The 26,921-nt window shown below is 58.4% G+C and carries 22 protein-coding genes and 1 pseudogene; 19 read left to right on the top strand and 4 right to left on the bottom strand.

The genetic code is table 11. The features are described 5' to 3' along the window. Positions 1-62 precede the first annotated feature (62 nt). A complete protein-coding gene (locus G6L97_RS25815; protein WP_174004261.1) occupies positions 63-2,315 on the bottom strand; it encodes a TonB-dependent receptor in 2,253 nt (750 codons plus the stop codon). 161 nt (positions 2,316-2,476) lie between these two features. Between G6L97_RS25815 and rhrA the strand changes: the two genes are divergently transcribed. Then, the gene (gene rhrA / locus G6L97_RS25810; RefSeq protein ID WP_026330878.1) at positions 2,477-3,436 is read left to right on the top strand and encodes a rhizobactin biosynthesis transcriptional regulator RhrA; all 960 of its coding nucleotides are present in this window, start codon (positions 2,477-2,479) and stop codon (positions 3,434-3,436) included. A gap of 54 nt (positions 3,437-3,490) precedes the next feature. Here rhrA and G6L97_RS25805 read toward each other — a convergent pair whose 3' ends face one another. Then, a complete protein-coding gene (locus G6L97_RS25805) occupies positions 3,491-4,750 on the bottom strand; it encodes a RhtX/FptX family siderophore transporter (RefSeq protein WP_407655366.1) in 1,260 nt (419 codons plus the stop codon). Between the two features lie 360 nt (positions 4,751-5,110). Next, a complete protein-coding gene (locus tag G6L97_RS25800; RefSeq protein ID WP_013637579.1) occupies positions 5,111-6,049 on the bottom strand; it encodes an AraC family transcriptional regulator in 939 nt (312 codons plus the stop codon). A gap of 135 nt (positions 6,050-6,184) precedes the next feature. Between G6L97_RS25800 and G6L97_RS25795 the strand changes: the two genes are divergently transcribed. The 16 genes from G6L97_RS25795 (at position 6,185) to eutC (ending at position 24,633) form a co-directional block, all read left to right on the top strand. After that, complete coding sequence (locus G6L97_RS25795) at positions 6,185-7,435, top strand: ABC transporter substrate-binding protein (RefSeq protein ID WP_013637578.1); 1,251 nt, start codon at positions 6,185-6,187, stop codon at positions 7,433-7,435. 67 nt (positions 7,436-7,502) lie between these two features. After that, positions 7,503-8,366, top strand: a complete 864-nt coding sequence (locus tag G6L97_RS25790; RefSeq protein WP_003516941.1) for a carbohydrate ABC transporter permease — start codon at positions 7,503-7,505, stop codon at positions 8,364-8,366. Then, the gene (locus G6L97_RS25785; RefSeq protein WP_003516943.1) at positions 8,363-9,181 is read left to right on the top strand and encodes a carbohydrate ABC transporter permease; all 819 of its coding nucleotides are present in this window, start codon (positions 8,363-8,365) and stop codon (positions 9,179-9,181) included. Before G6L97_RS25790 ends, G6L97_RS25785 begins: the two co-directional genes overlap by 4 nt. A gap of 7 nt (positions 9,182-9,188) precedes the next feature. Further along, a complete protein-coding gene (locus tag G6L97_RS25780) occupies positions 9,189-10,235 on the top strand; it encodes an NAD(P)-dependent alcohol dehydrogenase (RefSeq protein ID WP_035200777.1) in 1,047 nt (348 codons plus the stop codon). Beyond that, positions 10,235-11,284: an ABC transporter ATP-binding protein gene (locus G6L97_RS25775; protein ID WP_003516945.1), complete on the top strand. Its 1,050-nt coding sequence runs from the start codon at positions 10,235-10,237 to the stop codon at positions 11,282-11,284. The genes G6L97_RS25780 and G6L97_RS25775 overlap by 1 nt, the downstream gene beginning before the upstream one ends. Before the next feature lie 917 nt (positions 11,285-12,201). Continuing rightward, on the top strand, positions 12,202-13,785 hold the full coding sequence (locus G6L97_RS25770) for an ABC transporter substrate-binding protein (protein ID WP_173998657.1): 1,584 nt from the start codon (positions 12,202-12,204) through the stop codon (positions 13,783-13,785). Between the two features lie 71 nt (positions 13,786-13,856). Continuing rightward, complete coding sequence (locus G6L97_RS25765; RefSeq protein WP_013637573.1) at positions 13,857-14,837, top strand: ABC transporter permease; 981 nt, start codon at positions 13,857-13,859, stop codon at positions 14,835-14,837. After that, positions 14,837-15,754 carry an ABC transporter permease gene (locus G6L97_RS25760; RefSeq protein WP_003516951.1) on the top strand — a complete coding sequence of 306 codons (918 nt, stop codon included), beginning with the start codon at positions 14,837-14,839 and terminating at the stop codon, positions 15,752-15,754. The genes G6L97_RS25765 and G6L97_RS25760 overlap by 1 nt, the downstream gene beginning before the upstream one ends. Then, the gene (locus tag G6L97_RS25755; RefSeq protein ID WP_111783828.1) at positions 15,754-17,589 is read left to right on the top strand and encodes a dipeptide ABC transporter ATP-binding protein; all 1,836 of its coding nucleotides are present in this window, start codon (positions 15,754-15,756) and stop codon (positions 17,587-17,589) included. Before G6L97_RS25760 ends, G6L97_RS25755 begins: the two co-directional genes overlap by 1 nt. Positions 17,590-17,647: 58 nt before the next feature. Further along, on the top strand, positions 17,648-18,409 hold the full coding sequence (locus G6L97_RS25750) for a DeoR/GlpR family DNA-binding transcription regulator (protein ID WP_003516955.1): 762 nt from the start codon (positions 17,648-17,650) through the stop codon (positions 18,407-18,409). Then, positions 18,402-19,691 (top strand): Zn-dependent hydrolase, encoded by a 1,290-nt coding sequence (locus G6L97_RS25745; RefSeq protein WP_003516956.1) that lies wholly within the window; start codon positions 18,402-18,404, stop codon positions 19,689-19,691. The genes G6L97_RS25750 and G6L97_RS25745 overlap by 8 nt, the downstream gene beginning before the upstream one ends. Beyond that, positions 19,688-20,653, top strand: a complete 966-nt coding sequence (locus tag G6L97_RS25740; RefSeq protein WP_236761972.1) for a phosphotransferase — start codon at positions 19,688-19,690, stop codon at positions 20,651-20,653. Before G6L97_RS25745 ends, G6L97_RS25740 begins: the two co-directional genes overlap by 4 nt. A gap of 47 nt (positions 20,654-20,700) precedes the next feature. Then, complete coding sequence (locus G6L97_RS25735; protein ID WP_113292229.1) at positions 20,701-21,636, top strand: choline/ethanolamine kinase family protein; 936 nt, start codon at positions 20,701-20,703, stop codon at positions 21,634-21,636. Then, positions 21,636-22,424 (top strand): histidinol-phosphatase, encoded by a 789-nt coding sequence (gene hisN, locus G6L97_RS25730; RefSeq protein ID WP_113292228.1) that lies wholly within the window; start codon positions 21,636-21,638, stop codon positions 22,422-22,424. The genes G6L97_RS25735 and hisN overlap by 1 nt, the downstream gene beginning before the upstream one ends. A gap of 9 nt (positions 22,425-22,433) precedes the next feature. After that, positions 22,434-23,825, top strand: coding sequence for an ethanolamine ammonia-lyase subunit EutB (locus G6L97_RS25725; RefSeq protein ID WP_060641971.1), 1,392 nt, complete (start codon positions 22,434-22,436; stop codon positions 23,823-23,825). A 1-nt stretch (position 23,826) separates the two neighbouring features. After that, positions 23,827-24,633, top strand: a complete 807-nt coding sequence (eutC, locus tag G6L97_RS25720; protein WP_003516961.1) for an ethanolamine ammonia-lyase subunit EutC — start codon at positions 23,827-23,829, stop codon at positions 24,631-24,633. Between the two features lie 146 nt (positions 24,634-24,779). Here eutC and G6L97_RS25715 read toward each other — a convergent pair whose 3' ends face one another. Next, on the bottom strand, positions 24,780-25,166 hold the full coding sequence (locus G6L97_RS25715) for a limonene-1,2-epoxide hydrolase (RefSeq protein WP_025591684.1): 387 nt from the start codon (positions 25,164-25,166) through the stop codon (positions 24,780-24,782). A 156-nt stretch (positions 25,167-25,322) separates the two neighbouring features. Between G6L97_RS25715 and G6L97_RS25710 the strand changes: the two genes are divergently transcribed. After that, complete coding sequence (locus G6L97_RS25710) at positions 25,323-26,240, top strand: AraC family transcriptional regulator (protein ID WP_174004264.1); 918 nt, start codon at positions 25,323-25,325, stop codon at positions 26,238-26,240. A 178-nt stretch (positions 26,241-26,418) separates the two neighbouring features. Beyond that, positions 26,419-26,589 (top strand): annotated as a pseudogene (locus G6L97_RS28270) (AraC family transcriptional regulator); the annotation flags it as partial. Positions 26,590-26,921: the final 332 nt, after the last annotated feature.

Below are 26,921 nucleotides of genomic sequence, written 5' to 3'. Positions count from 1 at the left end.
CGCTGACCTGGCGGCACGTGGCGGGAGTAAATATCCCCGCCACATGCCGCCCTGATGATCCATCAGAAAACTTTCGTCAATGAAACGGCGAATGTGCGTCCGCGTCCCTTGTAGTCAAACACGGCTTCATTGGCCAAAGCACCATAAAGCGCGTTGGCGCGCGCGCCCCATATGGTTGTGTAATCCTTGTCGAACAGGTTCATCACGCCGAAGCGAAGCGTTGTGTCCTGCGCTTCGAAGCGATAGGCACCCGTTAGATCGAACAGGGTGTAACCATCAATCTTCCGGCTGTCGTCGTCGCTGAGATTGAAGGCATGTTGCCCAGCCAGCTTGATGTTGAAGTTATCTTTCGTCCAGCCAATATAACTGCCGAGCTTGGAAACACTGGCGGTACCGATGCTTTCCTTCTCCCAGTTACCGTCAGACTTGATTTCCGACTTCACCCAGTGACCGGATGCGCCAACATCAAACCCGTAATCCAGTGTCGCGCTGGCGCTGGCCTCCAGACCATAGACACGTCGCTCACGATCAACGACATCAACAGCCAGGGTCGTGCGGTTCAACTCGATGGATCGGTTGGAGAGCGAGTAATATGCCGCGGTCTGGAAGCTGAAGCTATCGTCATTGAAACGATAACCGACTTCAAAAGAGTTGGTCTTGATCGCCTGGAGTGCGGAGTCGGCAACATTGACGCTGTCCAGGAGGACGTAACGGCCCCCGACAAGCCTATAGCTACCGATCCCGTAGTATTTTGCCGGGTCAGGAAGCTCGAAACCCTGGCCGAAATTGGCGTAGATTTGCTGCGTATCGGTGAGCTCATAGGTCGCGCCGGCGTTAAACAGAGCCGCATCGTAGCTGACTTCCCCGCCGGGAATGGGATCCACAGAGGAGCCGACCCGGTTGAGAACGGCGACCTGCTGTGCCGCGCCGGCGAAGCTCGATACGTCGGTGGTGACATATTGATAACGCACACCACCGTTGACCGTCAGCCGGTCCGTCGCCTCATAAGATCCCTGGATGAAACCGGCCAGGGTCGAGACATCGATATCGGGATAAAGCCCGGTAAAGCCGCGTGTCCTGAAGTCCATCGCACCGGTCGTCGCGACTGTCAGGAAATCGAAGACGTTCTGTTTGGAACTCAGCGAATCCCGGTCGGCGTCGATGCCATATGTCACCTTAAGCCCGTCCAGCGGCTCCGAGATCATCGCTGCCTTCAGGCTATAGTAATCGGTATCCTGCGAGCTGCCGCCGAAATAGACGAAGGGGGAGAAAATCGCACTACCGGGAAACGGGTGGAACCGGATTTCTTCCCGCCGGAAACTGCCCTGCAGAAGCAGTTCCTGCCCCAGGAAATCATTGTCGGTGTAAGTCGCGTTTACCATGGTACGGCGTGTGCGGGGGTCGAAATCCGATCGGTATCCGTCCCGCGTTTCAACCAGGTTGGAATTGCGGATCCCGGCAAGGCCTGCGCCAAGATAAAGCCCGAACGGCGAATCCTGGGCGCTGTCATAAAACTGGCCGGACACCTCAAGGCGCCTGTCGTCATCGATCTGCAAACCGACAGTTCCCATGACATCGATGCGCTTGTTGAATGCTGTGGACGTCTGGGTGATATCGGGGGTGAGCATTGTGCCTGAGCCATCGTAAAAGGCTCCGGTCTGGTTGCCGGCGATGGAGAAACGCGCATCCCAGTTTTCGCTGTTATAGGTCACGGCACCCGCGCCGTTGCGGTCAAGATCACTTGTACGGCCAAAGCCGCTGCCGAAGCCCGCCGTCACTTCACCGCGCAAACCGTCAGGCGCATCCTTTCCCTTCTTCGTGATGATGTTGATGACACCACCTGTTGAATTGCCGCCGTAGATTGCCGTCGCGCCGGACAGAACCTCGACACGCTCGATATTGAACGGGTCGATTGAATCGAATTGGCGGCTGAGGGAGCGCGCCGAGTTCATCGAAACACCATCGATGAGAAGGAGGGCCGTGCGTCCGCGCAGGTTCTGGCCATAGGCTGTACGCGCACCTTCGCTGGCGGGGTCGAAACTTGGAACTTTCTCAGCAAGAATCTGCTGAAGCGACTTGCCTGAACGGGCTTCAGCCTCGATGGCCCTTGCATCAACGACATAAATCGTTCGCGCCGTCCGCGAGATTTGCTGGGGTATACGGTTGCCACTTACAACGATCGGCTCCAGCACCGTAGAACCATTGTCTGATTGCGCGTTCTGAGACGTATCCTGCGCCTGAGCGGCGTCGTTGCCGCCCCCGATTGCGACGACGATAGCCACAAGGCTAACGCCGACATTCCACTTTCCGATCATGTCGCCCCCAATGCGCAAAAAATATCTTCCAAGTCGTCCCTCGGAAAATACAAGACTGTTTTGATCATGTTTTATGCGCTATGAAACCGCCGGGCTTGGATGGGAACGAACCCGATTTGGATAGATGCGAACATCAACAGCAAAGACAGGTTTGATTTTTCATGGAAGTTGTCCGCCCCCTGAAACTTGGAACCCTCTCGCTACCTGATCCAGAAAGCAGACTGGTCTGCCGCACAATCCTTCTGGACATGTTGGGAGAAGCAACAATCACCGTTGAAGATGGTGATCTGGCGGGTGTCACCGGCCTTGTCTGGAAACACGAAAACCTTTCTCTCGCAACCGTTTACCTGCCCAAAACACCCTTGCGGCTGACAGCTCATGGGATCGGCAGGCCTGATATCGCGATGTTGCGTGCAACTGACGGAACCTTGATTGTCCATCATCGCAAGCACACTTTCGAACTGGAACCCCGTGATGTCATCATCCTTCCCACGGATATGGCATCGGAAATTATTTTGCCGGAAGGCGGGCGACTCGACTGCGCCCATCTTCCCCATGCCGCCCTCACCCTTGCACGAAAGTCGATCGACCGGATCTTGTTGCGGCCCTTTTCAGCAGAATGCCTGCCATTGCAGTTGTTGACCCACTATGCAGGATATCTTCTTCAACAGGACCATCAGGACAAAGAGCATGCCACCATGATGGTGGCGCACTTCTACTCCCTGCTTCCCGTTCTCGCCCGATATGGGAACGAGGTTGCGCCTTCGGCAGTTCCGCAAAACCGCATTGAAGCGATCAAGGCGATGGTTGAGGAAAATCTTGCCGACGGTGCGTTTTCGATAGCTGATGTGGCACGCACCGAAGGCATCACACCGCGCGCGATCCAGAAACTTTTCAGTCGGACAGGCACGACCTTTTCGCGCTACGTGCTGGAGCGGCGGCTGGTGCTCGCCAAGAGCCTGATTCTTGCCGAGAACACCGCAACTCCGATCAGCCAGATCGTCTACAGCGTCGGTTTCAACGACCTGTCATATTTCAATCGCACCTTCCGCAGTCGTTACGGAATACGACCTACAGACCTTCGCCGCATGACGGCGCCTGACGGGGCAAAAAACCTGTGAGGAATTAAGGCGTCTCGTGACACCGCTGGAAAGCGTCACTCCGGCCGCTTGTCATCATCGCCGTAACGACGCGCCTGAACCGCGTCCGATCCTTCCAAGGAACCAGACGGAAAGTCCCATTCCGACAAGCGAAAGAACTGTTGCCGTCGAAAACAGCGCGGAATAACCCATCCGGTCGGCAACCAGGCCGGCTGCGGATGCACCAACCATGTAGACGACCAGTTCGGCACAGGTGAGAATGGTAAAATCCGTTCCTGGCTGATCGTCCGAAGAGTTCTTCATGAAGAATGAATAGATGGCGACCAGCTCCATGTAGCGGATCAGCGTCTGGAATGCCGAGGCCGACATCGCCACCCACATGCCGGGCCAGACGCCGGACGCATTCAGGGTGAAGGCGAGGAAACACAAGCTTCTGAGGCCACCCAGCAGGATAAGCGTTGTCGTCAGGCCAACCTTGCGGATAATGGAGGCAGCGATACCCACGCCGATCAGGCCCGCAGTTGCCGCCGCTCCGCCAGAGAGGTAACCGATCCAGTCAGCCGGGACCTTGCTGTCAACCAGATAGGTGCCTTCCATCCCGCGCACGAGACCTTCGCTCGCCCGGTATGTCAGCGCAAATCCGAGGATCAGCCAGGCACTCGGACGGCGGAAGAAACCAGCAAGGCTTGCGCGCTTTTTTTCTTTGCCAACCGTGGGCGCTTCCGGCTGCATCGCCAGGGCTGCAAGAAGGGGCAGCAACGACAGCGCGGCTACCAGCAGTATCATCGTGCGCCATCCAGCGACATGAAACACCACCAGTGCCGCCGTCCCGCCAACGATTACGCCCAGCGCTACGGCACCCGCCTGCACGGCATTCCCCAGCGAGCGCGTCTGGTCGGTCAGGCATCTTACGGCGTAGCCGTCGGTTGCAATATCCTGGATTGAGGAGACAAGCGTGATCGATATGCAGATTGCAAAAAGGACCGTGGCATCGCTCGGATCCACCAGCGTCATGGAAGCGATACCGGCGCTGACGAGAAGCTGGGTCGGCACAACCCAGCCGCGGCGATGGCCAAGCTTGGGTAACGGAGACCATCGATCCACCAACGGTGCGACCGCAAATTTCAGGATGAGCGGCAGCATCAGCAACGAAAACAGCCCGATAGACGTGCGCGATGCCCCACTCTCGCGCATGATCGGCGGCAGGGCCACCAAAAGCAGATACGTCGGTATCCCCTGAGCGAGGTAAAGACCGCCCAGCACATACATCAACCGCCGCTCGAACGTCGAAGTCGAAACGGTGTCGCTAGGAATCGCGTCGTCGATTTGGGCCATTGCAAGAACCGAATTCATGAGCCCGGAACACCACAGACCCAGGTAAGGTTTTCAGCGCTTCAAACGCCGGTCTGTCCCGGAGCGTAAACAGGAGTATTTTTTAATCGTCTTTATCTCACCGGCAAGCAAATGCTTGGATATGGGCGAACCCGAATAAGACAATTGCGAACAGCCGCTCGATGCGACAGAGCTGAAGCAACAAATGCAGCGGCCGGCTGCCACCCCCCTCGCAAGACTGGTTCAGGGAAATGGAGATGCCAGTTTTGTTGTGAGCGAAGAGGCCGACATATCGAAGCGGCGGTGATACGATAAAAACCGATTGCAGCCCCAGGGATCGATGATATCTCGGCGTGACCACCATTAAATGGACTTAACCGGCACTCCTCCAATGACAGACTTGGCTCTTATGCGCGCGGCCTTTCGGTAGGCCCGGGGCGTGAGTCCCATCTCCATCCGGAAATAGCGATTGAAGTTCGACAGGTTGTTGAAGCCCGCCTCGAAACAGATATCGGTGATCGATATTTCGGTCTCCGCGAGAAGGGTTCTTGCTCGCCAGACGCGGACGGATCGGCTGTAGTCAGAAAAGTTCATGCCGGTTAGACGCCGAAAGGCACGCGAGAAGGCGGACGGCTCGAAACCAACCATCGCAGCCACTTCATGCATCTGCGCACCAGGATCCGATTGCAGGATCTGGATTGCCTGGTCGATCCGTCGGTGCCTGCGGTCCGACACCTGGTTATAGACCGCTATGAAGTGTTCGCTGGCGAGCAACCTCTTTTCGGTGGCCGCTTCGATTGCCTCCAGTATCTCTAAAAACAGCCCGAGCCCACCACGGTGTCCCACCGCGTGAAGCTCGAGAATCTTCGCTCCAATCAAGAGCGCGTCGGCGCCCAGAACCTCGATCCCCCGTTGGGCCAGAGGCTTCAGCCGGTGGAGCACTTCGAACTCAGGGCATACTGCGCGAATACCGATCAGGGCATCCGCGTCGAATTGCAGGACCATGTCTCGGCCTGGCAAAGCCGGTGCACCGGGTGTGATCCAGTTGTGCGGCAGATTTGTCCCGGTGAGCACCAGATGCCCGGGCCGAAACGGGCCGATATAGTCCCCCACATAAGCAAATCCTGAAGCGTCAGGGATGAAGTGAATCTCCCATTCGGGATGATAGTTCCAGATGCAGATCGGATTGGGATAGTCGTCCCTCCGGATCAGATAGGAAGCGCCTCCGGGTAAGACGATCTGCTCGCGCGTGGCGGTGAAAGTCTCAGAGACTGTTTGAGGAAAGTCTGATGCAATAGGCATTCAATTGCTCATGTTACAGCGCACAAATGTCAATATAATACCAGTTCTGTGACGGAGGCAAACTAGTACGCGCCCGTCGCTCGCGTAAATGTGGGCTGGTCGATGGCAAGGGAGTTGCCATTCAGGGAGGACATCATGACACTCAACGCTCTCCGCGCCGGTTGCGCGGTTATCGCCATATTTGCCGCATCCAGCGCTTTTGCCGCCGCACAATGCACCAGCGACGTGCGTGTCCTGGCGCAGCCGCGCGACGGACTGACCCTTCTCGAAAAATATGTCGATGAGTTCGAAGAGCTCTCCGGCGCAGGCTTCGAGATCAGTTATCTCAACGAGAACGATCGCCGCGCGAAGTCGCAGGCCGACGCCTCGACGGTCGGAAGCTTCAACGTGTATTATGTTGATGAAGCCAATCTGGCGCTTTTTGCCTCGTCTGGCTGGATCGTCCCGCTTGATGGCTTTTATCCATCCGAATACGACTACAAAGACTTTGACGCCGGTATGCGCGCAGCTGCGACCTATGACGGCAAAGAGTGGTTTGCACCGGTGCAGGGTGGCGGCGACCTGATGGTCTACCGTACCGACCTCCTGGAAAAGGCAGGCATCGCGCCGCCGAAGACCTGGGACGAATATTTCGCAGCCGTGCAGAAGCTGCATGATCCGGCCAACGGCGTCTACGGCACTGCGCTTCGCGGACAGCGCGGTTCAGGCGCCAACGTCTGGCGCTGGATGCCGTTCTTCAAAGCAAACGGCGGCGAGTGGTTCAAGGACGGCAAGCCGGCCTTCAATTCGGATGCCGCGGTAAAGGCGACAGAGACCTATCTCGAGCTCTTCAAATATTCGGCGCCGGGCACTCAGACCGGCTCTTGGGACGAGTCCACCGGCGCCTTCCGCTCCGGCAAGGTGGCGATCATCATCGAATCCGCACCCCTTGGCGGCATGTCCGTCGACAAGGCACAGAGCCAGGTTGCAGACAAGGTTGCGTTCTCCGTTCCGCCGTCGCCGCTGCCGGGGGCCGGTTACGCCCATGGTTTTGCAATCGCGTCCAAGGCCAACAAGACAGATGAGGAAAAGGCCTGCGCTGGTCTCTTTGTTGCCTGGGCAACATCCAAGGAACAGGAAGCCCGCCGCCTCGCCGCCGGCCAGCCGGGCGAGTTGACGCGCACAAGCACCTATCAGAGCCCGGAATACGCCAAGACCTTTGGCCAGAACCTTGCCGACGCCATGGCGGCGACCGGTCAAAAGACCACCGTCACCTTCTGGCAGGATCCGCGCTGGCAGGAATTGGGCAACCAGTGGGGCATCATGCTGGAAGAGCTGATCACCGGTAGCCGCACTGACATCAAGGCGACGCTGAACGACCTCGAAGCCTTCGCAGCCAAACTCTGACGCCTCCCAAGCCGTCTGACGGGCGCGTCTGATGACGCGCCCCTTTTTCCCAATCCGAGGATCTGCCATGCGCCGAGGCCGCTCGCTGCCTTACGTCTTTCTTGGGCCCAGTTTGGGTATCCTGATCATTCTGGCGCTCGTGCCGACGATCTACGCTATCAATATATCCCTGCAGAACCGGACCCTTTCGGCACCCGATGCAGACTATGTCTGGTTAGCCAATTATCTGGCGCTGTTTTCGGATGCCCGTTTCCTGAACGCGCTCTGGGTATCTTTCAAGTGGGAGGTCATCAGCGTCTCGTTGACCATGGTGACGGGGGTTGCGCTCGGGATTGCCATGTTCGAGGCAGCGAGCCCCCGTATGCGCAACGTCCTCTGCGTGCTCTTCATCATTCCCGTTCTCCTGCCACGCGTGTGCGCCGCTTTTGTGTGGAAGTTCGCCTTTCATCCGCTCTACGGCGCGCTGACCTGGCCGGTCAGGGAGCTCACCGGCATCACGCCCGACATTCTGTCGACGCCGCTCGGCGCCCTCCTTGCTGTTGCTTTCGTCGATGTCTGGCAATGGGGCTTGTTCTTTTCAGTGATCATCTTGAAGCTTCTCGAATCCCTGCCGCCTCAGCCGCTGGAAGCCGCACGCATAGATCGGGCGACCCGCTTCGAAATCCATCGTTTCGTGACCCTGCCGATGCTGAAAGCACCCTTGATCAGTCTGCTGCTGGTCAAGGCGATCGAGAGTCTTCGCTCCTTCGACCTCGTTTACGTCATGACGCGCGGCGGTCCCGGCATCTCAACCGAGACGCTTGACATGTATGCCTATTCCCAAGGCTTCATAGAAGCCGGCAAGATCTCCTATGCGTCCTCCATGGCCGTCATCATGATGGTCCTGACCATCGTCACCTTTACCTTTACCTGGAAGAGGCTGAACCGATGAAGATATCCACCTTTCTGCTCAGGCTTTTGTTGGTTCTTGCCGCTGCACTTGTCGTGCTGCCACTCCTATGGACCCTGCTAAACGCCTTCAAGACCAATGCCGATCTGCTGGTGTCAACGCCAAAGCTTATCTTCCAGCCTGTCTTCGACAATATGAGTTATGTGCTCAATCGCCGCTCGGTGGCGCGCGCACTTACCAATTCGTTGATCATCTGCTCGAGTGCGGTCGTGCTTGGCGCCGTACTCGGTGTACCGGCGGCCTATGTGATCGCCCGGTTCAAGAACAGGATCACGGCGGAGGCGCAGTTCTTCGTTCTGTCGCTGCGCTTTCTGCCGCCCGTCGCGATCGCTATTCCCATGCTGGTCATCTGGCTCGGTCTTGATCTCTATGACACCCGGCTGTCGCTGATCGTGACCTATCTCATTGTGACAGCCTCGATCACCATCTGGCTTTCCGTGCCGGCTTTCGAGCGTGTCAGCCTTCACGTTGAAGAAGCTGCCCGGGTGGATGGGCTTGGCCCATATGCGACCTTCTTCCGCATCGCCCTGCCGATTGCCCGTTTCCAGGTCTTCGGCGCCATTGCCTTCTCCTTCGTCCTTGTCTGGAACGAGTTCCTGCTTGCCATGATGCTCACGACCTCGAAGGCAAAGACCCTGCCGATCATCGCGTCCGAGATGTCGCAGCTCGGCATGAATGTGCCCTGGGGAATTCTGAACGCCGCCGTCGTCCTGTTGTCGCTGCCACCGCTGATCCTGCTCGGAGTGCTTGCCGGTGGCCTCAACGCCGCATTTTCCAAGAAAACTGACCAAGGTTGACTGACCCATGAAAGCACTTGTCCTCGAACATGTCGGCGAACTTTCCCTGCGCGATATCGAAATTCCTCAAGAGTTGGGGCCGGATGACGTTCGCATTCGTATCCATACTGTTGGCGTCTGCGGCAGCGACGTACACTATTACACCCATGGTCGCATCGGTGACTTCGTCGTGAACGCGCCCATGGTTCTCGGCCACGAGGCAGCAGGAACAGTCACCGAGACCGGCGCCAACGTCACCCATCTTAAGCCCGGCGACCGCGTCTGCATGGAACCGGGCATCCCCGATCCGAAATCGCGTGCGTCGCGGCTCGGCCTCTACAATGTTGATCCTGCCGTGACATTCTGGGCAACGCCGCCGGTGCACGGCGTCTTGTGCCCGGAGACAGTCCATCCGGCAAGCTTCACATACAAGCTGCCTGACAATGTCTCCTTCGCCGAAGGCGCGATGGTTGAACCATTTGCCGTGGGCATGCAGGCGGCCGCCCGGGCGAAGATCACGCCCGGCGATACGGCGGTTGTTACAGGCTGCGGAACCATCGGCATCATGGTGGCACTGGCTGCCCTTGCCGGCGGCTGCTCGCGAGTGCTGATCTCGGACATTTCCGCAACAAAACTTAAACTGGCCGAAAGTTATGGCGGCATCACTGGTATCAACCTCAAGGAGGTCGATGTCATTGAGACCGTCAACGAGGCGACAGAAGGCTGGGGAGCCGATATCGTCTTTGAATGCTCCGGCGCACCGGCCGCGGTCCGTGATCTCTTCAAGGTCGTGCGCCCGGGCGGAACAGTCGTTATCGTCGGTCTGCCGCCCGAACCCGTCGCGGTAGACCTTGCGGCGGCCTGCTTCCGCGAATGCCGTATTGAAACGGTTTTCCGCTACGCCAACGTGTTTGACCGTGCACTGGCGCTGATCGCCGCAGGCAAGGTCGACCTGAAGCCATTGGTTTCCGGCACCTATGCCTTTGATCAATCGATCAAGGCCTTCGAAAGGGCGGCCGAAGGCCGGCCAGAGGACGTAAAGCTGCAGATCGTCGTGGACGGGGAGACGAAGTGATGGCCACTGTTGAGTGCCGGGGGATCAGGAAAGTCTATGGTTCGCTTGAGGTCATGCGGGATTTTGACCTGAAGATCGACAACCACGAATTCGTCGTCTTTCTCGGCCCGTCAGGCTGCGGAAAATCCACCATGCTGCGGATGATTGCCGGGCTTGAAGAGATTTCAGGCGGGGATCTGCTCATCGGTGGCGAGCGGATGAACGATCGCGATCCGGGTGACCGGGGCATCGCGATGGTGTTCCAGAACTACGCGCTTTACCCCCATATGAGCGTGCGGGACAATATCACTTTCGGTCTCGAGAGGGCCGGAATAGGAAAAGCCGCGATCGATCAGCGCCTGGCGCCTGTGGTCGACGCGCTCGGTCTTGGCGTCTATCTTGCGCGCAAGCCGACGGAACTGTCCGGCGGACAGCAGCAGCGAGTGGCCATCGCCCGCGCCATGATCAAGACCCCGGAGGTCTTCCTGTTTGACGAACCGCTTTCAAACCTTGATGCCAAGCTGCGCGGCAGCCTGCGGGTCGAGATCGCGCGCCTCCACCGCGACCTGAAAACGACAAGCATATATGTCACTCACGACCAACTCGAAGCCATGACGCTTGCCGACCGTATTGTCCTGATGAAGGACGGCCGTATTGAGCAGATGGGCACGCCCGAAGAAATTTATCAGGCGCCTCGGACAGTGTTTGCTGCCGGCTTCATAGGCACACCGAACATGAATTTTCTTCAGTTGCAGATGACGCAGGAGTGGCTGGGCGACAATCTTGTCAGGTTTACAGCTCCGGCAGGCCTCCGTTCCGGTGAGGTTACCGTTGGAATTCGGCCCGGATCATTTCGCATAAACCAGGATGCTCAAGCCTTTCGCGGCACCGTCGAGCGGAACGAGTTCCACGGTGAGACACGTCTGATCTGCCTGAAAAACGACCGCCACGAGATCAATATTTCTGTTCCAGCAGACATAAGACCCGCCATCGGCGAGGTGCTTGGTGTTGAAGTGGCATCGTCCGACCTACACGTGTTTGATCCCGGCACGGGACTGAGGTTGATTTAAACCCACTCAGGTGGGACCTTCAATCACGTCGCGCAGGGCAACTGGACGCCTGCAATCTAACTGGCTTCCGGCAGGTGGCCGGTGATCTGAGCCGCAAAACGACCTTCGATCCTGGTAGGGTCGGTTACCCTGAAGAGACGGGCAACGCCAGGCATTCGCGGACGAGCAGTTCATCGGGATATTGAAAGAGCAGGATAGCGGCTGATATCAGCCGTAAACACGCAATATGCAGGCTGCTATTTATGACCGAACCGTTGCCATACCGAGCGGCCTTACCAGTGAGGTCGGCAAGCATGGCCTAAACCTCTCGGGCGGTGAAAGACGGCCAATTGCCATGGCAAGAACCTTCTTCTGGTCCTGCTCTTATTTTCCTTACTGAGGCCAGGCCAGCGTGAAACGACGGAATCGACAGCCCCTGCCGGCGACGTCACTATAACCGCGATCACCCATCGTAGAGCATTAATCACTATGAAGGATGAAGTGATCAACTGAGGCGGCAGAGAGATGAGACCGCAGCAAAAATGCGGGCGGGCATGCACGAAATGGATCGGCGGATGTACTGCCCGCTGTTGATGTATTCACGCCATCAAAAGAGCAAACGAAATATTCAGTTGAACTCTCGTGAGAGTTTCAATCCGGCGGCGCTTGCAATCATCGTCGCTGTCCGTTTCGGACACAATTTGACAACGGATCAGCATCCCCCGATTCAACGGCAGAAATGACCCCGTAATTTTAGCGATCCGGCTGGTCGCTTAAATCTTTCTCATTCGACCAATAAATGGTCAGATCCCACAAATTGCATCAAACCGAAAGCGCGATTCTCGCAGGAAATCGAGATTGGCACGCTGTTTGCTTGTGACTGATTTGACCGTTTTGACTGATTTGACGGTTTATTCAAAATAGAAAAGGGGAACTCGATGGGTTCAGAATTCAGTCGTCGTCGCTTCCTGCAAGGATCCGCGGGCGCAGCCGTCGTCGCTGGCTACATGCAGATCAATCCTGACTTCTTCATCTCGCCGGCCTTCGCACAGGCCGGCAAGACCATGACGTTCCTGTCGGCCGAAAACATCACCGGCAACTGGGACCCGACCGCTCATACGACACTTTCTCAGAAGAATATCGAAGGTTTCGTCATGGGCTTTCTTACCCGCACGCCGATGAAACTCGACGATCCCGGCGCGGTCGTCTACGAACTGGCCACCGACATCAAGCTGCTTGACCCGCACCGGCTACAGATCAAGCTGCGCGAAGGCATCGTCTTCCATGATGGCAAGCCGTTCAAGGCGGAAGACGTCAAGGCAACCTTCGAATACGGCTCCAGGGCAGATCGTCCGGCGCAGTGGTATCCCGGCCCGACCGAGACGCTGACGATCGAAACACCGGACGATTACACCGTCATCGTGGACACATCCAAGGGCGGCTATCCGGCCCATCTCTTCGTCTTTCTTGCGTCGTTCCTGCCGATCATGTCGGCCAAGGACGTCGCCGGCGGCCCCGGCGGCCCGCTCTCCCAGCGGCTCAACGGCACCGGTCCTTTCAAATTCGTCGAACAGCGCGGCAACGACACCGTGATGCAGGCCTATGACGGCTACTTCAAGGGCAAGCCGGCCATCCCCGGCATCAACTTCACCTTCACCGGCGACTCCACCACCCGTATGTTGTCGCTGATGAACGGCCAGGCTTCGATCGTTGAACGTCTGGAGCCTGAACAGGTTGACACGATCAAGGACAATCCGGCGATTTTCATCAACAAGGTCGTTTCCGTCGAGAACAAGTATCTTTGGTTCCGCTGCTCGAAACCGCCTTTCGACGATCCGCGTATCCGTCTTGCCGCCTGCCATTCGATCGATCGCGACATGATCATGGAACTGATGGGCTCGGCCGGCCATGCCTCGTCGAACTTCGTCTCGCCGGTCAAATTCGGCTATGTCGATCTGGCGAACTACCCGAAATTCGACCCCGAGAAGGCCCAGGCTCTGCTCGCCGAAGCCGGTTTCCCAAACGGCAAGGGCCTGCCGCCACTTGAATACATCACGTCCGTCGGCTTCTATCCGAAGACCAAGGAATATGGCGAGATGCTGACCGCCATGCTGCAGGAGCAGGGATTTAACGTCAGCCTGACCGTGCTTGAACCTGCGGCCTGGAACGAGCAACTCTATCATCGCCCCGGTGGCGGCCCGGGCCATATGGTCGATTGCGGCTGGTCGACAGCGTCTCCGGAACCGGATCTGGTCCTGCGCACCCATTTCCATTCCACTTCGCACCGCATCTGCGGCATCGAGGACAAGGAGATCGATGCCAGCCTCGACAAGGAACGTTCGGCACCAACGCTGGAAGAGCGCAAGAAGATCCTTCAGGAAGAGACCATGCCTCTCATCACCGCCAAGATGCCGGCACTCTCGCTGTTCACATCCGTGATGATCCACGCAATGCAGAAGGACTTTGAGGGCATGTACATCTATCCCGACGGGTCGATCGATGCCGCCAAACCTGCTGCCTGACCGTGATCAGCCACACGCCGCGATCAGGCGGCGTGTGGACTTGCCCGTGACTTCTCGAGCGGAGTGACTGAATGTTTGCCGTGAACTTCCTGATGCGACGCCTCATGCAGGGCGCCATCATCATATTCCTTGTGTCCTTGCTGATCTTTACCCTCTTGCGGGTGGTGCCGGGTGACCCGGTACGCCTTATGGCGGGCGGCATGGCGCCCGAAGCACTGATCGAAAAGATCGCAACCGACATGGGCCTTCGCGATCCCATACTGGTGCAATTCGGTCGCTACATGGGCGGTGTGGTTCGTGGCGATCTTGGCCAGTCCTTCGTGCGCCCGGCAAACGGCGCCTCGACCGGTGGCGCGACATTCAACGACTCAACTCGAGGCGAACGAGCAAAGGTCTTCGACCTGATTTTCGATGCACTTCCAATGACGCTTCAACTGGCGGCCGTGACGCTGGTGATTGCACTGATCTTCTCGGCAATCATCGGCATTGCCGGCGGGCTTGCGATCGGCAGATGGCCAGACAAGCTTGCCTTCTACATCTCATCGATATTCATCTCGCTGCCAAATTTCTGGCTTGGCATCGTTCTGGCATTGCTTTTCTCGGTGAAGCTCGGATGGCTTCCTGCCATTGGCTATCAGGGCTTTGCCTACACAATCCTGCCGGCAATCGTGCTGGCGGTCGAATTGTCTCCGGTGCTGATCCGCACGCTGGTCAGTTCCGTATCCAGCCAGATGATGGAGCCCTATGTGGCAGTCGGACGCGTACGTGGCCTGAGCCGTTCGCGGATCATCTCCAACCATGCCCTGCGCAACGCCTCGGTGCCGCTTCTCAACCTGCTCGGTGTGCAATTCTCCAGCCTGCTCGGCGGGGTCATCATCGTCGAATATATCTTCGATTATCCCGGACTCGGCCTTCTGACCATCAATGCCGTGCTGCAGCGCGACTTTCCGTTGATCCAGGGTATCGCGATCGTCACGAGCGCCATTTTTGTACTGATCAACATTGTCGTCGATCTCGTCGCAACAACCATCGATCCGAGGCTTGAATACTGATGTCCATCACATCCGCACTCGACACCCCGATCATTTCGAAAATGGCAAGCCGCTCGATTGCGCGCCGCATATTCGATCGCGCCGCATCGACGCCCGGTTTTCGCATTGGCCTTGCGATCTTCCTGCTGCTTGCGATTGCCGCCGCACTTTATCCGGAAATCAGTGGCGTCGACCCGACCAAGATGGATGTGAAGGCCCGCCTTCTGCCGCCACTTTTCTTCGGCGACAACTGGAGCTGGGGCCACCCGCTTGGCACCGATCAGATTGGCCGCGACATGCTGGTGAGGTCGCTTGTCGGCCTGCGTTACTCCTTCCTGATCGGGATTGCATCGGTTGCAGTGACACTCATCATCGGCTGTGCCCTCGGCACGATCGCCGGTTACTTCGGCGGTCGTATCGACATGCTGATCATGCGTCTGACCGATGCGCAGCTGTCTATCCCGATGATCATTCTGGCGATCGCCGTTCTTGGCGTGTCGCGCCCGACAATTCCGGCCATCGTCCTGGTGCTTGGTCTCTCAAGCTGGCCGGTCTATGCGCGCATCATGCGCAGCATTGTGATGACGGAAAGGCAGCGGGAATATGTGCGCGCTGCCAAACTTGGGGGCTCGACCGATTTCCGCATTATCGTCAGCCTGCTTCTGCCGCTGCTCCTGCCGCCGGTGATCTTCACCTCGGTGCTTGATGTGGCGCGCATGATGATCTTTGAATCGACACTCGGCTTCCTCGGCCTGGGTGTCCAGCCGCCGACCCCGACCTTCGGCAATATCATTGCCGATGGCCGAAAGTATCTTCTGAACGCCTGGTGGATCGCTACCATGCCCGGCATTTTCCTCGGCCTCACTTTAACCAGCATCAATCTCATAGGCGCTTCGCTGGAACGGGCCCGCAACACCATTCATGGAGGGTCCGAGTGATGATCAAGCCGCTTCTTGAGCTGAAAAACCTCACCGTTAATGCCGGTCGCTCGGACAAGGCGAAGATTATTCTGGACAATATCTCCTTCAGCCTCGCGCCGCGAGAGATCGTCGGTGTGGTCGGGGCCAGCGGAGCCGGCAAGACGGTGCTTTCCAAGGCAGTCGTCAACTGGCTGGAACCGCCGCTTTCCGTGCGTTCCGGCAGCGTCCTCTTCGAAGGCAAGGATATTTACGGCATCTCCGAGAACGAGATGCGTACCCTGCGCCGCCGGGTCGCCTATGTCGGCGCCAATCCGATGGGTGCACTCGATCCGACGCTGCCGGTCGGCGTCCAGATCGTCGAGAAGCTGCGTGCGGTCGTTCCAGGAACCTCGCGGAAAGAGGCGGAAAAGCGCACGATCGAGCTTCTGGAGGCCGTCCGCATTCCCTCGGCCCGCAGCCGTTTCAGCGACTATCCTTCGCAGTTTTCCGGCGGCATGATGCAGCGCGCACTGATCGTTGATGCGTTGGTGACGAACCCGGCGCTGCTGATTGCAGATAATGTCACCCAGCCGCTCGACGTTACCGTCGCAGCCCAGGTCATCCGTCTGATGAAGGAACTGACCGACGGTTTCAATACCGCTGTGCTGTTCGTCTCCTCCTCGCTTCCCGTTGCCCGCGAAGCCTGCAACAGGATTTTGGTGATGGAGAAAGGTCGCATCGTCGAGGAACAGGAAACCGAAAGGCTGATCGCCGCCCCTGCATATGCCTATACGAAAGAGCTTGTAGAACAGACGCCGAAGATCTGGATCGAAAAGACCGAGATGCCGCGTCTCAACGACAAACGCGACGTTGTCTTGAGCCTGCGCGATGCCTCACAGGTCTACAGGGTAAAGAAGAAGACCGGCTTCGGTGGCTTCAACCATGTGCGTGCGGTTCGCAACGTCACCTTCGATGTCCGGCGCGGCGACAGTTTCGCGATCGTCGGTGAATCCGGTTGTGGCAAGTCGACGCTGATGCGGCTTCTGAGCAGGCTGGAACTGCCGAGCTCCGGCCAGGTTCTGTGCGGTGCCGACGATATCGCCATGCTCGGTGGCAAAGACCTTCTGACCTTCCGCAAGAAGCTGCAAATGGTACTTCAGGATCCGTTCGGTTCCCTGCCGCCACGCACATCGGTCGGGAAGATGCTGGAGGGCCCGCTTCGCACGCACGGATGGAAGGACAGTGCCAAAATTCGTGAGCGGGTTCTCAAGGTCATGGGCGAAGTCGGCCTCTCCGCCGATCTCTACGAGGAATTGCCGATCGGCCTGAGTGCCGGCCAGCGCCAGCGCATCAATGTTGCCCGTGCGCTGGTTTTGGAGCCTGAAATACTGATCATGGACGAAACGCTTTCTGCCCTGGACCAGACAGAACAGTTCAAGCTTCTCGATCTTTTCCAGAAGCTGCAGAAGGAATACGACCTCACTTACATCTTCATCTCCCACGACCTTGCGATGGTCCGCAAGGTCTGCAACCGTGTGGCGGTAATGTATCTCGGCGAGGTCTTCGAACTGGCTGATAACGAGCGGTTGTTCTTCGATCCCGGACATCCGTACACAATGGCGTTGCTCAGCGCGATGCCGACACTTGAAGAACGCCGCTACAAGGCGGAAGACTGCCTTCTGGAAGGTGAACCGCCAAGCCCGATCGATATTCCTCCAGGTTGCAGCTTCAAGTCGCGCTGTCCGCGTGCGATGGAGAGATGCGGCAGCCTGCAGCCCGCGCTTACCGCGCGTGGCAGCCAGGATTTCGCCGCCTGTCATCTCATCCAGCCATTGGCTCTCGATGACGCAACCCGTCAAATGGCTTTAGCCTGACCATGGTTGCGGCGCCACAGACGGGGCCGCAACGATCACTAGAATCCAGGGTGCATTCATGAGTTTCACCGAACATCGCCTCAAGCTTATCCTCGACATGCTGAAGCAAACCCAGCGCGTCAATGTGAGGGAGCTTGCCGATTATCTGCAGGTCAGCCAGGAGTCGATCCGGCGCGACCTCAAGGAACTTGAGATGCGCGGTTATGCCCGCCGCGTCTATGGCGGCGCGGTCCTTGACCAGCAGGAAAGCGATCAGCCGTTTACCGACCGACTGCGTGTCAGCTCACGCGAGAAAGCCAAGATCGGCGAGGCCGCAGCGTCGCTGGTCGAGGACGGCATGAAGGTGTTCATCGATACCGGCACCACAACGATTGCCTGCCTGAAACATATCGAGACGCGCAGGGACTTGACCGTTGTCAGCAATTCGCTGGCGGTCGCAGCCCACTTCTTCAATCTGCCGCAGGCAAGTGTGCGCGTTCTTGGCGGTCGCATGCGCCCAGATTATCAGGCGACATACGGCCATGAGACCGTGGCCGCGCTGAAGGAGCATTTCTTCGATCTCGCGATCATCGCCATCAGCGCCATTCACGCCGAACGCGGGTTCATGGATTTCGGCGAGGACGAGGCGATCCTGCGACGCGTCGCCAAGGCCCAGGCAAAACGTTCGATCATTGTTGCCGACAGTTCCAAGTTTGGTCGCCTCGGCTCCATCCACACATTCGGCCTCAGCGAAATCGACGCGGTGGTGACCAGCGGCGTCATCGCGCGGGAATTTTCAGATCAATTCAATCAATCCAAAGTGGAAATCATACATGCCTGACGTCTCCTCCTCCCCTGTCCCGATCAATGCCGAGCGGCTCCAGATGCTGATGGAGACCCTCTCCACTTTTGGCGGCGGCCCCGATGGCTCGATGACCCGCCTGACGCTTTCCAGGGAAGACGGAATGGCGCGCGACTGGCTGGGGCACTGGTTTGCCGAAAACGGCTTCGAGCAGGCCGTGGACTCGATCGGCAACCAGTTCGGCAAGATGACCTTGGCGGGCGCAAATGCGCCCGTCGTCATGGTCGGCTCCCATATCGACAGCCAGCCGAACGGCGGCCGGTTCGACGGAGCGCTTGGAGTCGTAGCCGCCTGCGAGGCGGTTTTGTCCGTCAGCGAACGTCTCAAGGCGGAAGGCAGGTTGTCCGCCTGCAACTTCCAGATCGTCAACTGGACCAATGAGGAAGGCGCCCGTTTCCAGCCGAGCCTGCTCGGCAGCAGCGTGTTTACCGGCGCCATTGACCTGGAATGGGCGCTGGAACGGGCCGACGGCGATGGCATTACGGTGCGCCAGTCGCTGGACGAGATCGGTTATGCTGGCAAGGAAAAGGTGGAAATTCCCGACGCATTGATCGAGCTGCATATAGAAGGTGACACGACGCTCAGCCGCGCCGGGGAGCGGTTCGGTATCTTCACGCGGTTCTGGGGCGCGACAAAATATCGCCTCGCCTTCCATGGACGCCAGGCACATACCGGCGCAACCCCGATGGCCGATCGCAAGGATGCGCTGCTTGCTGCTGCCTATCTGATCGCCGATCTCAAGCAGATATCGACCGAACACGGGCTGGACCTGCATACGTCGGTTGGCCGCCTGGAAGTCTTCCCCAATTCACCCAATGTCGTGCCGGCCGAAGCCGTGCTGTTCATCGAGCTGCGCTCGGGATCGCCAGACGTCCTGACGGAGGCGGAACGCAAGATGAAGATCAAGATCGAGGAAGCGGCGATGAAAGCCGGCGTCACCTCGGAGGTCCGCTCCATTGACCGCCGCAAGGCGGGAAGGTTCGCGCCGGGCCTGGTAACGCTTGCGCAAAGTGCTGCGGCGCATCTCGGCCAGAGCGCCCGTCACCTCGATACGATCGGCGGCCATGATGCCGTTGCCGTTTCCGATGTCTGCCCGGCGGTGGTGCTGGCGGTTCAGAGCCGTGACGGCGTCATCCACCACCCAACCGAGTATACCTCGCCTGAAGACCAGGCTCTTGGCACGCAGATAGTGGCGGACATGCTTTACAAGATCGCCTGCGAAGGTTTGAAAGTTGTCGAACTCAGCGAGGCTGCCGAATGAAGAGATCGGGCTCTCCTCAATCACCGATGGAAGCCCGCGCGGAGAAGGCGCTTTCAGTCTTTTCCGCAGTGATTGGCGACACCCCTTCCTATGCGCCGGCGACGGCAGCTGTCGCATCGCCGTCCTATCATGCCGTCGAATCCTGCGGTTTCGTGGTCGCGCCGACAGACGGGGAGGCACGTTATTTCCTGCGTCTCGGTGCCGATGAGGTAACCGATCTCGTGGATGCCGAGACCGCAAATGCTGCGGCACACCGTTTTCACAGCCTTGGTCTTTCGCCAGAGCCGATTGGTTACGATGCCGGGACGGCCAGCATGCTGATTGCCCGACTTGGCGACGGCTGGCGAGCGGCAAGGATCGACGATCTGATGCAGCCGAAAACTGTTGCCCGCCTGATCGAGATGCAGACGACGATCGCAGGGGGTGTTTCCACCGGCCGAACATGGTCAGTCTTCGACGGCATCGATCAGCTGTGGGCGATCGTGAGTGCCGATGCCACCAGCCTGCCCGGCGATGTCGAATGGATGCTCTCCTGGATGACGCCGATCCGCGAGGCAGTTTCAGCGGCCGGCGTGGACCTGAAACCGGCCCATGGTGATCCGCAGGCTTCGAATGTCATGCTGGGCCCAGACGGGAAAATGCAGCTCGTGGACTTCGACATGGCCGCCGACATCGACCCCTACTACCAGCTCGGCGTTCAGATGAACGAACTCTACCAGTTCGAAAGCCAGATGAGGCCCTTGCTGGAAATGCACGATGGAGGTTTCAGCGAAAGAAACTTCAACCGCTGCCGTGTCTATGCGGCGGCAGACGACCTCTACTGGGCGTTGCGCAGCCTCGTACTGGAGCTTCGTTCGCCGCCGCGGGGTGTCGAATTCCTGAAATATGCCGGCTGGCGGTTCCTGCGTTGCCGAATGCTGCTCGGCCAGCCGGATTTCGAGGCCAGGCTGAGAGCGCTCTAGGCATACGAGAACGATAACGGGCTAGAAACAATAACGGGAACAAGCCTATGAATGAACTGGGAATGGCACGATCCGATGCCGAACGGGCAGTTGAGGCTGCAATCATCCAGGTACCACCTTGGGAAGGACGGAGGCTGCGCTACAGTCCGGTTTCCGGCGGAATCAGCAACACCAATTTCCGCATCGAGGTCGAAGGCGAAGAGCGTGGGTATTTTCTAAAGATTCCCGGCCGCGGCACCGAGATGTTCATCGATCGCAAGGCCGCCGCTGCCGCCAGCAAGCAGGCGGAAGTGATCGGAATCGGCCCGAAGACATTCGACTATCTCGATCACCTCGACATCGAAATCGCCGAGTTCATCGACGGTCGCCGCGCCTCGACACATAGGGATTTTGCAGACCCGGCGATCCGCAACGAAGCGGTGCGCGTCTACCGGCAGTTTCACGATGCCCCTGCCCTGCCGCTGACCAAAAACGTCTTCGACATGATCGAGGAACATTTCGACCAAGTGCGCCAGCTTGACGGCCACTGGCCGCTCGACCACGACTGGCTCTTGCGCAACTACAGACAGGCGCGCGCCGCGCTTGAGGCATCCGGGCTCGATCTGGTTCCCTGTTTCAACGACCCGATGCCGGGCAATTTCCTGATCGGTGACGACAAGTCGATCAAGCTGATCGATTTCGAATATGCGTCGAATAATGAGAGGCTCTACGATCTCGCGATCTGGAGTGGCGAGATGTTCTATTCCGAGGCGACCGACTGCGAGATAATCGAGGAGTATTTCGGTCGTTACGACAAGGCGCATCACGCTCGCTTCATCGTCCACAAGGCACTCGCCGACATCAAGTGGAGCACCTGGGCGATGGTACAAAACCGGATATCGACCCTCGATTTCGACTTTTACAAGTACGGAATCTGGAAGCATATGCGCGCCCGCTCGATCATCCACGACCCCCGTTGGCCCCTGTTCCTGAAAGCCCTTTGATGCCAGTCACCGATATCAGCCCGCAAGAAGCTGCGACCTATATCACCTTCGCCGCGGAACTTGCCGACGCCGCGCGTCCGCTGGCGCTCTCCTATTTCCGGACCCCGCTCGACGTGATCTCAAAACTCGACGATAGCCCGGTGACAATCGCCGACCGGACGATCGAAAAACATCTCCGCGAGATGATCGAGGCGCGTTTTCCCGATCACGGCATCCATGGTGAGGAGTTCGGCGTAAAGGCAGGTAACGCCTTTACATGGGTGCTGGACCCGATCGACGGCACCAAGAGCTTCATCACCGGTTTCCCGCTGTTTGGTACGCTTGTCTCACTGACATTTCAGGAAAAGCCATTCTGTGGTCTGATCGATATTCCAGCCACCGGCGAACGCTGGCAGGGCCGGCCGGGAGAGACACTCTTTGCTGGCAAGCCGGCCCACGCCAGCGGCTGCGAAAACCTCTCCAGCGCCCGTTTTTATACGACTTCGCCGGATATGTTCGTGGACATCGAAGCTGAAAGCTTCGAGCGTCTCTCCCGCAAAGCCAGGCTGCGGCGTTTCGGTGGAGACTGCTACATCTATGGTCTGATCGCTTCCGGCCATTGCGACATCGCTCTCGAGACGGGACTTAAACCTTACGACTACATGGCTCTCGTGCCCGTTGTGACGGGTGCCGGCGGATGCATTACGGACTGGCGGGGAAATGCGCTTTCGATCCATTCCGACGGACGGGTTCTGGCGTCGGCCACCCCGAGACTTCATGACGAAGCCCTGGCCCTCCTCAACCGGTGACGTGAACAAATGCCCTATACGACGACAATCGAGCAGACTGTCTTCCGCTTTGATGACTTGAAAATGCTGCTTGCGAAAGCAACCCCGGAGCGCTCCGGCGACCAGCTGGCCGGCATTGCGGCGCAAGGCCCGGTCGAGCGCTTGGCAGCCCAGATGGCGCTGGCCGATCTCCCCTTGAAAGCATTTCTCGGCGAGGAGCTCATTTCGTCGGAGGATGACGAGGTTTCCCGACTGATCGCGCAACGGCACGATCCGGCAGCCTTTTCCGCAGTTTCCTCGCTTACTGTCGGTGAATTGCGCGAATGGCTGCTCAAGCCCGAGACGTCGCATGAGCGGCTGGAGGCGGTGACCTTCGGACTGACGCCGGAAATGGTCGCGGCCGTGTCGAAGATCATGCGCCTGCAGGACATGATAGCTGTTTCTGCCAAGCGACGTGTCGTGACGCGATTCCGAAACACGATCGGGCTCGCCGGGCGGCTTTCCACCCGCAACCAGCCCAACCACCCGACCGATGACAGCCGCGGTATCATCGCGTCTGCCATCGACGGGCTGCTGATGGGGTCGGGAGATGCCGTGATTGGCGTCAATCCCGCGACCGATGCGACGGATGACTATATCCGCATCGTTTCCTTGCTCGACGAATTGCGGGAAAAGCTTGCGATCCCGACACAGACCTGTTGCCTTGGCCATGTAACGACGGCGATCCAGGCAATCGAACGCGGTGCGCCGGTCGATCTCGTCTTCCAGTCGGTGGCGGGATCGGAAAAGGCCAATCGCGGCTTCGGCATCGATCTGGCGCTTCTGAAGGAGGCACATGAGGCGGGGCGGTCGCTTGGTCGTGGCATGCCGGGCGCAAACGTCATGTATTTCGAGACTGGGCAGGGCGCGGCGCTTTCGGCCGATGCGCATTTCGGCGTTGACCAGCAGACGATGGAGGCACGTGCCTATGCCGTGGCGCGCGAGTTCGATCCACTGCTCGTCAATACGGTCGTCGGTTTCATCGGGCCGGAATACTTGTTCAACGGCAAGCAGATCATCCGTGCCGGCATCGAGGATCATTTCTGCGGCAAGCTCCTTGGCCTGCCGATGGGCGTCGACGTCTGCTACACCAACCATGCCGATGCTGATCAGGAAGACATGGATACGCTGTTGACGCTCCTCTGCGCAGCCAATGTCAATTTCGTCATCACCGTTCCCGGCGCCGACGATATCATGCTGAACTACCAGTCGTTATCGCATCACGATGCCGTCTATTGCCGCGAGACGCTGAAGCGGCCACCCGCACCAGAGTTCGAGAAATGGCTTTTCGAAATCGGCCTGACCGATCCAGATGGCGCGCTGGTCGGCGAGCCTGTCGCGCTTTCCAATTATGTCCGCAACAGCGCATTGATCGGAGCCTGACATGGAAGAGGTGAGAGAACCCACTGCTGCCGGAAAAAACCTCACTATCAAGGATATGACCGATGCGCGTGTTTCGCTCGGCCGTCATGGCGCGGGTCTTCCGACACGCGCTCAACTTGCCTTCCTTCTCGACCACGCGCGGGCACGCGAAGCGGTCTGGACGAGCGTCGACCGGCCCTCGCTGGCAGACAGGCTCGATCGTCTCGGCCTTCCGGCTGTCAATGTCGATAGCATGGCAAGTGACCGCAGCACCTATGTGCGGCGGCCGGATCTTGGCCGGCGGCTTGCGGCGGAATCCGAAAAACGGCTGAAACATGAGAGAACGATCAATGGCTATGATGTCGCAATTATCGTCGCGGATGGCCTGTCGTCCCACGCGATCGATCTCAATGCCGTGCCGTTGATCGAGGCGCTTGTTCCGAAGCTCGCTATCCTGAACCTGACCGCTGCACCAATTGTGCTGGCGAGCCAGGCGCGCGTCGCGCTCGGCGATCCTGCCGGTGAGGCATTAGGTGCAAAACTGACGATCGTGCTTGTCGGCGAACGTCCGGGACTTTCAGCTGCCGACAGCCTCGGTGCTTACATCACTTACGGTCCCAAGTCGGGAAACCTGGATTCCAGCCGAAATTGTGTCTCCAATATCAGGGATGGTGGTCTGCCGGTCTGCGAAGCTGCCGAGATCATTGCGACGCTGACCAGGGATATGATGAGGACCCGCGTCAGTGGCGTGGCGCTCAAGGCTGCCATGGTGGAGTTTCTCGAAAGACATGACAATTCGCTTCCAGCTAAAGACCTACTGACTATTTGAAGTCTTTGCGGTGCGAAGCCTTCGGGACGTGGCCCATCTGCTTTGGAAGGATTGCGGCCTGTCGTCGAAAGTCCAGTCGACTGCCTTGTGTTGAGTGCGGAGACAATAGTCCCTGCACTCAACATCATCGTTCGCAAGCTGCCGTGCTAGCCGGCAGAGAACTTCTGGACGGCGGTTACGTCGAAATAGTCCCGCCATTCGACAATCTTGTCGCCTTCGAGCTCGAAAATTCCCATGATCATCACGCGCCCGATTTCACTGCCGTCGGCGCGCTCGAACCGGTCAAGCCTTTCGGTGAGAACGCGGGATCCATCGGCGGCAATCGCGAGCATATCGATATGGACTGTCGATATTCCCAGCGATGTCTCCAGTCCGTCGATCATCGCAATGGCCTCGTCGGCGCCCGTCGTGACTGACACGCCTTCATTGACCCAGCGCGTGGCGGGTGTGAACCAGCGGCGCACGGCTGGCCTTCCGCCGTCTTCAACGAACGTGGCGCAAAAAGCCGAAACGGTTTCGATTGGGGTGGGCATGGCAGTTTCTCCTGGGCCATCAGAAGCCCCGTTGGCCTCTGTCTTGCCGCGATATTAGGATTTCGACCCCAATGCCACGATGCCGAAACTTCCGGCACTCTTGCCTGATCTTCCGGAATACTTGATAAAACTGGGCAATCGACTTAGGGTGACTCCATGAGCGAACTCGACAAAATACGCGCCATCGCCATGCGTCATGCTGGCCGTCCCAGTCTTAAATTGCCGCGACTGTTCGCGTATACTCTCGACCATACGACCGAGGTCGATCCGCTGATCTACGATCCTGCGGCGTCCCTGGTGATCCAGGGTACGCAGCGCATGTTTATCGGCGACAAGATGTTTGAATACGGACCCGGCCAAAGCATGATCGTCGCAGCCGAGATTGCCGCCTTGGGCCAAGTTTGCGAAGCGTCGCCAGACAGACCGTTTGTCGCAATCGGTTTATATCTGGACCCGCCTATGCTGTCCGACCTCGTCCTTGAGATGGCGGCGATGCCGGAGTTACCGATGGAATCGGGATACGGCGTCAGCACCGCGAGCGCGTCGCTTCTCGGTGCTTGGGGGAGATTGGTAGAACTGCTCGATCGCCCATCCGAAATCCACGTTATGGCTCAGTCTCTGGAGCATGAGCTGATGTTTCGGCTACTGATGGGGCCGCATGGCGGCCTGCTGCGTCAGATTGCCGGGGCTGACTCGCGTCTGATGCACATCCGAAAGGCAATGGCCTGGATACGCGACCACTACGCCGAACGTCTCGATTTCAAGGCGGTCGCGGCACTTGCCGGCATGAGTGTATCCGTCTTTTACGATCGCTTCAAAGCCGTCGCCGCCGTCAGTCCGCTTCAGTATCAGAAATATATCCGGCTCCACGAGGCCCGCCGACGCATGATCGCGAACCAGGCAGGTGCAGCCGAAGTTGCGTTCGCCGTCGGCTATGAGAGCGCGTCGCAGTTCAACCGCGAATACAGGCGTCTCTTCGGAGCGCCCCCGGGTCAAGACACCAAGCGAGCAAAGGCTGGCCTGGGGGGCATCAATCCGCCAAAAGCACCCGGTGCGCGGCCAGAGGTTGCTTGAACCGCTGACCGTAGTCCTGACTGACCGCTGCGACGACACTCGCTCGTAGAGTCAAAGCCTCGCGCCATCGCGTGACGCGCGGGAGACCCTGAGATATCGTCTGCGTTATGGCTGGGTCGATGAAACCGAAGTACCGGAAAAGAGGCGCGAACACCGCATCGACCATCTCGAAGATCGCGATGCCAGCGGCATGAGCCGCGCAAGCCTGCATCGCCATTTTCTGGCGATAACAGCGTTCAGTCCTAGTCAGTACCACAAGCATCTCAGATTGCAGGAGGCCCGACTAGCAGCCGGCCATAGCGCCTCGCAATTCACGACTGGAATGCAGGCGCTTTGCCCAGTTGCCAGAGTCAACTCTGTTACAGTCGAAACTACGGCGTTGCCGTCCACGGAAAGCGGACGTATCAGTCGGCATAGATGATGGAAATGTAGCACCACCGGGAACATGCTGTTGGGACGCCAAGAACATGGCAACCAGCTCGCTCTCGATCTTAAATGCCTGATCGGGTGCAATCGTCGGGCACCGCAACTAACGAAACGTTTGCTCAAGGCGTTAGCCTTATGTGCATATAAAGACAAAAACAGCGGGCTTTCACAGGCGACGGCTCGACGGAACAATGGACGCGCCCATATCTCGGGTGTAAGCTCACAACACACTACACGCATGCGATGAATCTCGAG

Source organism: Agrobacterium tumefaciens (assembly GCF_013318015.2).
Lineage (GTDB): Bacteria > Pseudomonadota > Alphaproteobacteria > Rhizobiales > Rhizobiaceae > Agrobacterium > Agrobacterium tumefaciens.
This window is presented reverse-complemented; position numbering and strand designations above follow the sequence as displayed.

Bases quoted from the DNA above. Each gene is read 5' to 3' on its own strand.
- G6L97_RS25815 (WP_174004261.1), bottom strand. From the start codon at position 2,315: ATGATCGGAAAGTGGAATGTCGGCGTTAGCCTTGTGGCTATCGTCGTC.
- rhrA (WP_026330878.1), top strand. From the start codon at position 2,477: ATGGAAGTTGTCCGCCCCCTGAAACTTGGAACCCTCTCGCTACCTGAT.
- G6L97_RS25805 (WP_407655366.1), bottom strand. From the start codon at position 4,750: ATGGCCCAAATCGACGACGCGATTCCTAGCGACACCGTTTCGACTTCG.
- G6L97_RS25800 (WP_013637579.1), bottom strand. From the start codon at position 6,049: ATGCCTATTGCATCAGACTTTCCTCAAACAGTCTCTGAGACTTTCACC.
- G6L97_RS25795 (WP_013637578.1), top strand. From the start codon at position 6,185: ATGACACTCAACGCTCTCCGCGCCGGTTGCGCGGTTATCGCCATATTT.
- G6L97_RS25790 (WP_003516941.1), top strand. From the start codon at position 7,503: ATGCGCCGAGGCCGCTCGCTGCCTTACGTCTTTCTTGGGCCCAGTTTG.
- G6L97_RS25785 (WP_003516943.1), top strand. From the start codon at position 8,363: ATGAAGATATCCACCTTTCTGCTCAGGCTTTTGTTGGTTCTTGCCGCT.
- G6L97_RS25780 (WP_035200777.1), top strand. From the start codon at position 9,189: ATGAAAGCACTTGTCCTCGAACATGTCGGCGAACTTTCCCTGCGCGAT.
- G6L97_RS25775 (WP_003516945.1), top strand. From the start codon at position 10,235: ATGGCCACTGTTGAGTGCCGGGGGATCAGGAAAGTCTATGGTTCGCTT.
- G6L97_RS25770 (WP_173998657.1), top strand. From the start codon at position 12,202: ATGGGTTCAGAATTCAGTCGTCGTCGCTTCCTGCAAGGATCCGCGGGC.
- G6L97_RS25765 (WP_013637573.1), top strand. From the start codon at position 13,857: ATGTTTGCCGTGAACTTCCTGATGCGACGCCTCATGCAGGGCGCCATC.
- G6L97_RS25760 (WP_003516951.1), top strand. From the start codon at position 14,837: ATGTCCATCACATCCGCACTCGACACCCCGATCATTTCGAAAATGGCA.
- G6L97_RS25755 (WP_111783828.1), top strand. From the start codon at position 15,754: ATGATCAAGCCGCTTCTTGAGCTGAAAAACCTCACCGTTAATGCCGGT.
- G6L97_RS25750 (WP_003516955.1), top strand. From the start codon at position 17,648: ATGAGTTTCACCGAACATCGCCTCAAGCTTATCCTCGACATGCTGAAG.
- G6L97_RS25745 (WP_003516956.1), top strand. From the start codon at position 18,402: ATGCCTGACGTCTCCTCCTCCCCTGTCCCGATCAATGCCGAGCGGCTC.
- G6L97_RS25740 (WP_236761972.1), top strand. From the start codon at position 19,688: ATGAAGAGATCGGGCTCTCCTCAATCACCGATGGAAGCCCGCGCGGAG.
- G6L97_RS25735 (WP_113292229.1), top strand. From the start codon at position 20,701: ATGAATGAACTGGGAATGGCACGATCCGATGCCGAACGGGCAGTTGAG.
- hisN (WP_113292228.1), top strand. From the start codon at position 21,636: ATGCCAGTCACCGATATCAGCCCGCAAGAAGCTGCGACCTATATCACC.
- G6L97_RS25725 (WP_060641971.1), top strand. From the start codon at position 22,434: ATGCCCTATACGACGACAATCGAGCAGACTGTCTTCCGCTTTGATGAC.
- eutC (WP_003516961.1), top strand. From the start codon at position 23,827: ATGGAAGAGGTGAGAGAACCCACTGCTGCCGGAAAAAACCTCACTATC.
- G6L97_RS25715 (WP_025591684.1), bottom strand. From the start codon at position 25,166: ATGCCCACCCCAATCGAAACCGTTTCGGCTTTTTGCGCCACGTTCGTT.
- G6L97_RS25710 (WP_174004264.1), top strand. From the start codon at position 25,323: ATGAGCGAACTCGACAAAATACGCGCCATCGCCATGCGTCATGCTGGC.